Here is a 1785-nt window from a genome sequence, read left to right as displayed (position 1 = left end):
AAGAGAGTAGGGGTGGTCATTACTGACCCACCCCTCTCAATAAACCGTGCATGCGGACCTACGCACACGGCTTTGACACTACATATTTCTTACGAAGCATTAACTTCTGGTAAACTTCTGTCAATGTAACTAATCCTTGTTCTTTGAACCACTGGTTGTTCAGCGCTCGATCAACCAAGGGACTGTTAGAACTTCTCCACTTCGTCATCCGCACTCCTCGAAGTTCTTCTTTATATCCTTGTTTCCTCAAGAGTCTATGGAGATGTTTTACATGTCTCCAGCTTCGCAGTTGAACCGCCCTTAATCTTCTACGTATCCATTTATCGATTTCCCTAAATCGCGATTTCACACTTCCATAACCAAAATAGTTACCCCACCCACGAATCACCTGATTAACTCTAGAGATCAGATAGTCCATAGACAACGTTTGGTTACGCCTCGTCCATTTGCGAATTGTATCTTTAAATTTCTGCAACGATTTATCTTTAGGTCGGCGAAAGTATTTCCGTGTCCCATCTTCTTCCATCCAGCTGGAAAACGTGTATCCCAGAAAATCAAAGGACTCATCCAAATGAACCACCCTGGTTTTTGTGGGATGGACTTTTAGTCCAAGCTGTCCTTCAAGGAACTTTCTCATACTTTCACATACCCGTACAGCAGCCGCTTTCGATTTACACAAAATCACAAAGTCATCCGCGTATCTCACTATTTTGTGCCCACGCCGGGTCATCTCTTCATCAAAAGGTTGTAAATAAATGTTCGCTAGCAACGGACTGCAGACTCCGCCTTGCGGTACTCCTTCGACGGTTTCCTCGCAAACCCCTTGATGCATGATGCCTGATTCCAAGAACAGTCGAATCAACTTAAGTACAGATGTATCACTAACTTCTTCCCACACTTGGTCAATTAACTTATCGTGTGGAATCGTGTCAAAATACGATTTTAGATCTGCATCAATGACCCAATGGTACCCATTTTCTAGGTGTTCTGTGATCTTATCGATCGCCATGTGACAGTCTCGATTCGGCCGAAATCCATAACTACAGTCAAGGAATTTCTCTTCAAAGATGGGTTCTAGCACTCTACGTAATGCCTGCTGCACCACTCGATCTCGAATCGTAGGAATACCAAGTGGTCTCTGGCTACCATCTGCTTTCGGTATAAACACCCTCCGGACGGGCTGTGGACGATATTCTTTTGTTTTCAATTCTTCCTGAATTACTCGTACGTGGTAATCCATGTTTTCCTCGAATTGTTGAATCGTCACTCCATCTATACCATGACTTCCTTTATTGGCTTCTACGTCGTACCATGCCATACGAAGATTCACCGTGTCGAAAATCTTGTCATATAGAGAGTACCATTTTCTTTTCTTCATTGCGTTTACCTTCCGTTCCTGCTGTCTGTTCAAGTTGATTTCCATTCTCTCTTCTTCATTTCCTGCTTCCATTTGGTTTCTCTAGCCCCTTAGGGTCTCCTTGACCAGGGCAATCTCACTTCCTGTGAAGCCATACTTGTTCATATTCTATGGCAGAATACTGGAGAGAACTTTCCTCACTCTAAAGACATTTCTGTAATGTGGTACCCCTTTGCTCCTTGTCCTCTACCTTACGGTGATGACAATTCTTCTATTACTGAGAATAGATTCCTCCAAGTTTTATCCTCCAGACTGTTACCAGCTTTCATTGGCTCGGAGTTCCTAACTACTACGGATACCTCTGACTTCTCGTACCTCATCATCTACCCCTCAACGTATCTTGGAAGTAGATTACCTAGAAAAAAAAA

At 43.3% G+C, this 1785-nt stretch carries 1 protein-coding gene; it reads right to left on the bottom strand.

The genetic code is table 11. The annotated features are described in order from the left end of the window. Positions 1-58 precede the first annotated feature (58 nt). Positions 59-1450, bottom strand: a complete 1392-nt coding sequence (gene ltrA, locus J2Z37_RS25345) for a group II intron reverse transcriptase/maturase (RefSeq protein ID WP_245204267.1) — start codon at positions 1448-1450, stop codon at positions 59-61. Between the last annotated feature and the right edge of the window lie 335 nt (positions 1451-1785).

Source organism: Ammoniphilus resinae (assembly GCF_017873965.1).
Lineage (GTDB): Bacteria > Bacillota > Bacilli > Aneurinibacillales > RAOX-1 > Ammoniphilus_A > Ammoniphilus_A resinae.
The sequence above is the reverse complement of the archived record's forward strand: the minus strand, read 5'-3'. Positions and strand labels throughout refer to the sequence as shown.